The organism is Megasphaera sp. AF13-6AC, from assembly GCF_027685385.1.
GTDB lineage: Bacteria > Bacillota > Negativicutes > Veillonellales > Megasphaeraceae > Megasphaera > Megasphaera micronuciformis.
The window spans coordinates 431-7,785 of the sequence record NZ_JAQCUN010000061.1; the positions used below are offsets into that span (position 1 = coordinate 431).

General features: G+C 45.4%; 9 protein-coding genes. 2 read left to right on the top strand and 7 right to left on the bottom strand.

Annotation, left to right across the window (positions count from 1 at the left end; translation table 11 throughout):
- Positions 1-550 (top strand): ABC transporter permease (locus tag PGX78_RS04675; protein WP_270445601.1); only part of this gene is annotated, 550 nt, incomplete at its 5' end.
- Between the two features lie 103 nt (positions 551-653).
- On the opposite strand, the gene PGX78_RS04680 is transcribed toward PGX78_RS04675, so the two are convergent.
- From PGX78_RS04680 to yedE, 7 genes are all read right to left on the bottom strand, one after another.
- Positions 654-1,547, bottom strand: coding sequence for a DUF3829 domain-containing protein (locus PGX78_RS04680; protein ID WP_270445602.1), 894 nt, complete (start codon positions 1,545-1,547; stop codon positions 654-656).
- A gap of 154 nt (positions 1,548-1,701) precedes the next feature.
- A complete protein-coding gene (locus PGX78_RS04685; RefSeq protein ID WP_270445603.1) occupies positions 1,702-2,841 on the bottom strand; it encodes an aminotransferase class V-fold PLP-dependent enzyme in 1,140 nt (379 codons plus the stop codon).
- Between the two features lie 48 nt (positions 2,842-2,889).
- Complete coding sequence (purB, locus tag PGX78_RS04690) at positions 2,890-4,182, bottom strand: adenylosuccinate lyase (protein ID WP_270445604.1); 1,293 nt, start codon at positions 4,180-4,182, stop codon at positions 2,890-2,892.
- Positions 4,183-4,333: 151 nt separating this feature from the next.
- Complete coding sequence (gene selD, locus PGX78_RS04695; protein ID WP_442864796.1) at positions 4,334-5,383, bottom strand: selenide, water dikinase SelD; 1,050 nt, start codon at positions 5,381-5,383, stop codon at positions 4,334-4,336.
- A gap of 3 nt (positions 5,384-5,386) precedes the next feature.
- Entirely contained in the window at positions 5,387-5,629 is a 243-nt protein-coding gene (locus PGX78_RS04700) for a DUF3343 domain-containing protein (protein ID WP_006941257.1), read from the bottom strand.
- Positions 5,630-5,649: 20 nt separating this feature from the next.
- Complete coding sequence (locus PGX78_RS04705) at positions 5,650-5,853, bottom strand: sulfurtransferase TusA family protein (protein WP_006941262.1); 204 nt, start codon at positions 5,851-5,853, stop codon at positions 5,650-5,652.
- A 12-nt stretch (positions 5,854-5,865) separates the two neighbouring features.
- Positions 5,866-6,927 (bottom strand): YedE family putative selenium transporter, encoded by a 1,062-nt coding sequence (gene yedE, locus PGX78_RS04710; protein ID WP_040773374.1) that lies wholly within the window; start codon positions 6,925-6,927, stop codon positions 5,866-5,868.
- A 161-nt stretch (positions 6,928-7,088) separates the two neighbouring features.
- On the opposite strand from yedE, the gene PGX78_RS04715 reads away from it, so the two are divergent.
- On the top strand, positions 7,089-7,355 hold a 267-nt coding region (locus PGX78_RS04715; RefSeq protein ID WP_270445605.1), incomplete at its 3' end, for an aminotransferase class V-fold PLP-dependent enzyme.

The following is a 7,355-nucleotide window of genomic DNA, read 5'->3' on the forward strand; positions in this document are numbered from 1 at the left end:
TTCTATTAACATCCAAGTCTCTTCTTCCGACAAAATCGATGAAGTCCAAGACCAAGTCGGTACCCTTCTGCGCCAGCGGCATCACTTAGGTATCGGCAAGGAAGATGACTTTACCATTAACAATATGACGAGCCTCATGGAAACCATGAATTCCACGACGGCAACGCTTACCCTTTTTCTCGGTAGTGTAGCAGCTATTTCACTCCTTGTCGGCGGTATCGGCATTATGAATATTATGATTGTCTCCGTTACGGAACGAACCAGAGAAATCGGTATTCGTAAAGCTCTGGGAGCCACATATCGAACCATTATGACGCAATTTTTAATTGAAGCCGTTATTATCGGCCTCATCGGCGGAATTTTGGGAATCGCCTTAGGTATCTCCCTCGTCGAAGTATTCAAAAAATTCGCCGAAGTACCTCCCGTTATCACCTTGGCCCCTATTCTTATTTCCTTTACTTTTTCTGTCGGCATCGGCCTCTTCTTCGGCATCTATCCGGCACGAAAGGCTGCTCGCCTTGATCCTATCGAAGCTTTGCGATACGAATAGCTTCACAAAATTAGAATCAACGATATAAGTAAAGAGCCGCTCAAAATCGAGCGGCTCTTTACTTATAAAATTTTACACCCTATTATGAAACGGCGAATCCCACTTACCCGTCTAAACGCTCTGCATTCAAGCCGTTATACGCATTGACATATGAATTGTACTGTTCGTACATGCCCGCTCCGGTTTCTTCATCGGGATTAGCCATAAATTCCCTAACGTCACCGATTAATTCATTTCCTTCGGTCTTCAGTATATCCCCTTCGCTTGAGCTGATACTTCCCAGAAGAGTCGAAACGGCGCCCAATTCTTGTTCAATTTTAGCTTTGTCGGGATTTTGATCATGCGTTCCCAATTCATCCATAATCGCTTTGAAACGCACAGTAGCTTCTAAAGCGGCTGCCATATTTTTCTTCCCGGCAGATTTATACTGTTCAATCTCTTTCTGACTGTTTTCTTGATTAACCTGTCCGATGGCATCGTCTAACTTATCCATAGCGGCATTAAACTTATCTACCGCTGCTAAATACTTAGGTGCCACTTCTTTAACTTTCGCATAATTATCATTTAAATAAGTCTTAGATTCGTAATAAGTCTGAAGATCCGTGGCTACGGGAACCAATTCATCTAAGGCACTTAAAACCTTATCAAGTTCCGTATCAACGGTCTTATAAGTAGCACCGCCGGCTTTTACGGCTTTCAATGCTTCTTGCAGAGACTTGTAATCGGGAGCCACAAAACTCTGATCGTATACGCCGTTTCTTAAGCCGTCGTTAAACTGCTTTTCCTTGCCTCCGAATGAAAGTCTGAAGTCAATGTAGTTATTTTCCGCATCAATCAGCTTATTGAAATTTTCAACTTGACTACCGCTTGCTTTTTCCGCCGCACTGCTTATTTTACCTACAGTTCTGGAAAGGGAGCATCCCGATACAAAAGCGGTCGATGTCAATACGGTTACACACATAAAAACGGATAAAAGGCGTTTTGTAGATTGCTTCACTATAACAGTCCTCCTAAGACTCATTTATATTCTATACTGCACCCATTCTATCTTATTCCTTCCTCATTTTACAATAGTCTTCTACTTTAAATAACACAACCGCATACAGTCGATATCCGGAAATACCGACTGTATGCGGTTGTATCGTTTTTCTTTATCGCTTTGCAATATCACGTAAGGCTGCTAATGCCGCTTCTACTTCTTGCTTCATCGTAAAGAGGCTGAAGGAGAAACGAACAATACCTCGCTTATCCGTGTGTAATTCTTTATGAATCAAAGGGGCACAGTGGAAACCCGCTCGTGTTGCCATTGCATATTCTTCCCAAAGAATTTCACCTACCAAAGCGGCTTCAGCTTCACCGATATTAATGGCAAAAACATTGACGCGCGGCCGCGTCAAATCGGCATACAAAGTAAGGTTGGAAATTTCCTGAAGCCCCTTAATGAAAAGGTCCGATAATTCTTGCTGTGTTCGAGCGATATCTTCTTCGCCCCGCTCCAACAGCAACTGAATGCCCGCTTCCAATCCGGCGATGCCGGCTATGTTTTCCGTACCTGCTTCAAAGACGCCGGGAACTGTATGAGGGAATTCTTTGTCAAAGGTATGAATTCCGTCTCCCCCTGTAATAAGGGGCTTTACATCAACATCGGTTTTAACAATCATACCTCCCGTACCGCCCGGTCCGTATAAAGACTTATGCCCCGTAAAGCAGGCCGCCGTAACAATATCATCCGACAGGTCGATAGGATAGGCACCTGCCGTTTGCGAAATATCGACAATAAGCATCAACCCGTGACGCTTACAAAAGGCCTTAATAAAATCCAAGTCGATAATATTTCCCGTCACATTGGAAGCATGGTTGCAGACCACGGCCTTCGTTTCGTGACGAAGTAGTTTTTCAAATTCCTCATAGCAGAGAGCACCCGTCTTACTGTCAGACCTTACAAAGTCGAGAGTTACTCCCTCTTGCCCCATTTCATATAAGGGGCGTAGCACTGCATTATGCTCCCATGTAGTGGAGATAACATGATCGCCCTTACGTAAGAGCCCTTTGATTACCATGTTCAAGGCGGTCGTCGAGTTATGCGTAAAGGCTACATCGTATGCAGGGCCGGCGTGTACCAGTTGCTTTACACTCTCTTTAGCGGACAATACGACCTTATAAGCTCGTATAGCATAGTCATGCGCTCCCCGTGACGGATTTCCGTATTCCTTTTCTGCCAGTGCTTCATATACGGCTCTGGCTACCTCTTCCGGTTTATGAGCTGTTGTTGCGGCATTATCAAAATACATGTTAATCTCCCCGATCTTTTTCTTCAGTCGCCGGATTTATCGTATCACTTATAACCCGAATCGAGCAAAAATCGTGTCAACGTGACTGAGCATCTTCTTTACGTCAAAGCAAGCTTCTATTTCTTCATGCGTCATAACGGTCGCAATATCTTTATCTTTTTTCAGGTTTTCCAAGAAGTCTTCCCCTTCAAGCCAACGTTTCATAGCATTACGTTGCACCCAGCGATAAGCCTGTTCACGAACGGCGCCTTTTTCAACAAGGGTATTTAAAAGAATGGGGCTATAAATCAGTCCGCCTGTCAATTGTAGATCTTCCATCATCTTTTCAGGATAGACAATCAGCTTATCGACAACACGAGTAAACGTTGTCAACATATAGTCAAGTGCAATCGTACTGTCCGGCAAGATAATGCGTTCTACGGAAGAGTGGGAAATATCCCGTTCATGCCACAACGCTACATCTTCCATGGCAGCCTGTGCATTGCCGCGAATAACGCGAGCCAACCCACACATGCGTTCACACGTAATAGGATTCCGCTTATGGGGCATAATGGATGATCCTTTTTGTTTGGGGCTAAAGTATTCTTCAGCTTCACGTACTTCCGTTCTCTGTAAGTGACGAATTTCCGTTGCAAACTTATCGATGGAGCTGGCAATAACAGCCAAGGTCGTAACGAATTCGGCATGACGATCACGTTGCAATGTCTGTGTAGAAATGGGCGACGGCGTAATGCCCAACTTCTTGCACACATACTCTTCTACAAAGGGATCTACATCGGCATAAGTACCGACAGCACCGGAAATCTTACCGACAGATACGACTTCCTTAGCTCTTTTCATGCGTTCAATATTGCGTTCCGTTTCGGCCAACCACATGCACAGTTTCAAACCGAAAGTCGTAGCTTCGGCATGAATACCGTGGGTACGACCGATAGTCGGTGTATATTTAAATTCAACAGCACGACGACGCAAAACATCACGAAAGGCTTCCAAATCGGCCAAAAGAATTTCGGAAGCTTGTTTCAACATGTACCCCAAAGCCGTATCTTTTACGTCCGTTGAAGTCAACCCCAGATGCACATATTTACCGGCTTCTCCTATGTTCTCGGAAAGATTAGAGACGAAGGCGGCAATATCATGGTGAGTTTCCGCTTCGATTTCATGAATACGGTCAACGGAAAAAGCAGCTTTTTCCCGAATCTGTTCGGCAGCTTCCTTGGGAATATTACCCAGTTCCGCTTGAGCTTCACTGGCAAGAATCTCTACCTGCTTCAGCGTATCCCATTCATTTTGTTCGCTCCAAATACTGCCCATTACTTCATTGGTATAGCGTTCAATCACGTCAAATCTCTCCTTTTTCTGTATATGAGTTTATAATACCTCTATATTATAACAGCCGCCTTGCGAATCCTCAATGAATTTACCTACGGAGGATTTCCTTTCTAAAAAAAGCAGACAGGCCAGCCCATGCGTGCCTGTCTGCTTTTATGAATTATTTCCGGACCATTAAATCCGTACCTTCTTTTGCCGTTACATAGCCGATGATTTTACCGCACGGCAAGTTGTCACTCAATTCCTTTTCCAACGCCGGCGCATCCTTTTCACTGACGGCAATCATCAAACCGCCCGAAGTCTGCGGATCGTAAAGAATATCCAATTCCGCTTCACTAATCGGCCCTTCGGTACGTACATGACCGTCCGTATAATCACGATTACGATAAGCACCTGCAGGAATAAATCCCTGTTTCGCCATTTCAATCGCTTCTTTATGATAGGGCATGTTGTTCATATCAAGATGAATAGTCATGCCGCTACCAGACGCCATTTCATAGGCATGTCCCATAAGACCGAAGCCCGTAATGTCAGTACAGCTGTGCACATCATACTTCATCATAATATCACGGCCGTACTTGTTCAGTTCCGCCATTTCCTTATAAAGCTGCTGTTCCAAAGTTTCGTCCACAAGTCCGACCTTAGCCGCCGTCGTTAAGATACCGACACCCAAAGGTTTGGTCAATAAGAGAACATCCCCTTCACGAGCCGACGAATTGCTGAGCAGATCCTTCGGATGCATAAAGCCCGTTACGGATAAGCCGTACTTCGGTTCCTTATCTTCAATCGTATGGCCGCCCGTAATCAATACACCCGCTTCATAAGCCTTGCTATAGCCGCCTTGTAAGATTTCCCGAACCGCATCTTGACCCATAGCCGAGTTAATAGCCATGACATTCATTGCCAATTTGGGATCGGCTCCCATAGCAAAAATATCGCTCAACGAATTGGCCGCCGCAATTTGTCCGAACATATACGGGTCATCGACAATAGGCGGGAAAAAGTCTACCGACTGAACAATGGCCAAATCATCGCGCACAACATAGACAGATGCATCATCACTCTTATCGTACCCTACAATAAGTCGATCATCTTGATGTCGAGGAATGCCGTTCAACATTTGTGCCAGTACACCGGCACCGATTTTTGCGCCTCAACCGGAGCAGGACGCCATTTCTGTTAATTTTACTTTATCACTCACTGTAATCATCCTTTACATCGAACTGTAAATCTTTTCAAATCCGGATTCCGTTTCCCGGACTACTTGTTCGACTTCACCACTTTCATCGCCTGAATAGGTGTAGTCGTCAGGTGCCTCAAAGCGGGCACAGGTGCCGCAAGACGAGCTCAGGTTTCGCGGCACGGGCATCAATTCGATAGACGTCACCGACGGATGGGCTTCGTTTTTAAAACGAATAGCACCGAAATGCGAATAAAAAGTAGCGATAAATTTCATGATTACACCGACCTTACATACTATTTTTTCTTGAAGACAAGTTTGTAGTCGTCTCCTTCAGCTGTCGAAACAACCGTATACCCGTTATGGGATACATAACGAGTTACGTTTTCCATAGCCGTCCGAGAGTCTACCAACATTTCATATTCCTGTTCCTGTGTCGCCAATGCCTTTTGAGCCATAATTACCGGCTCGGGGCAAGAATATCCTCTAGCATCTATCATCACGATTCCTCCTTATGCACCCTGTTTACGCGTATTGACAACGGCAATAATCAAAGCTACGACAAAGCCCAAAACAACAGCTACTTCACCATTGAATGTAGGCCCGTTGCCGCTTGCGGCAAGACCGAAATTATGAGCAAATGCCGCACCGATAACAAGACCCAAAACCGTAATGGCCGAGTCCGTATTACCTTCACCCGTCATAATAAGCTGACGCATGGGGCAACCGCCGAGCAAAATACTGCAAAAACCTGCCAAAGCCATGCCGAGGAAGTTCCACAAACCGTCCGTATGGGCAATAGGCTGATTAGCAAAGCCGGGATGGAAGTTACCGAAAGCGAGGTTAACGAGAAATGCCGCTACAAAAACAGCAACGAAGCCCATCAACAATTTCGTTTCATGGAATAAGATTATATCACGAATACCGCCAACCATGCAAAGGCGTGTGTATTGTGCCAAACCGCCGACGACAATTCCGGCAATAAGAGATACGGCCCAAAAAGCGTGTACCGCCCCGGGACCTTTTTCACTAAAGAAAATGAAAGCCGGAGCCATTACGACGAGAATCAACAATCCTACCATAAGAACCGGCATAACTGCCGTATCAAACTTGGGGAGACTATACGTACGCTTTAACGAATACCCTCTCTTCAAGAAGAAGGTCCCCGCACCGATACCGACTGCAAAGCCTACAAAGCCTAAAATAGCATTCCAGTCGCCGCCGGCAAGACGCAGAATCAAGCGGAAGGGGCAACCGAGGAACATGAGGCAACCGATCATAACGAAAAAGCCGAGAATGAAACGCGTCATGGGAGCGCTGCCGCCCTTAGCCTGATGTTCGCCGCGAATAAAAGATAATAAGAACGCACCTAAAACAAGACCGATGATTTCCGGACGAATATACTGTACCGGCGCCGCCCGGTGTAACCCGAGTCCGCCTACAGTATCACGAATAAAGCAAGCAATACAAAAACCCATGTTCGCGGGATTTCCTGCCAGGACCAAAAATCCCGCAATGGCGCCGATGATTAAACCGGCAATAATAATAGCGCGTTTTTCATGTGCTAAACCCAAAATAAATCCTCCTCTCAAACTGAACCCATGCACCGTTCTGCATTAATAAATTATTTCTGTATAAAACTCCTTATCGATTTACTTAAAACAAACATTTGTAAAACGGCCGGATGTCGACTATACTGAACGGAGCAAGTCATTTCATCCATAGGAGACAGAAAATGCAAAGAATATACCTTGATAACGGGGCTACGACCTTCCCCAAACCGAAGAGCGTTCCCGAAGCCATGAGCCGTTTCATCAGTGAAAGCGGCGTCAATATTAACCGAGGCTCGTACGCTCCCGCTTACGACACGGAAGAAACAGTCTACCTGACCCGACTTTGGCTAAAAGAAATGTTCGGCGGCGACGATGTGAAGAATGTCATCTTCACACAAAATGTCACGATGAGCCTCAACATGGCCATTAAGGGGTTACTCAAAAAAGGC

Coding starts and splice junctions, on each gene's coding strand:
- PGX78_RS04685 (WP_270445603.1), bottom strand. CDS start 2,841: ATGTATTTTGATAATGCCGCAACAACAGCTCATAAACCGGAAGAGGTA.
- PGX78_RS04700 (WP_006941257.1), bottom strand. CDS start 5,629: ATGAAATTTATCGCTACTTTTTATTCGCATTTCGGTGCTATTCGTTTT.
- PGX78_RS04705 (WP_006941262.1), bottom strand. CDS start 5,853: ATGATAGATGCTAGAGGATATTCTTGCCCCGAGCCGGTAATTATGGCT.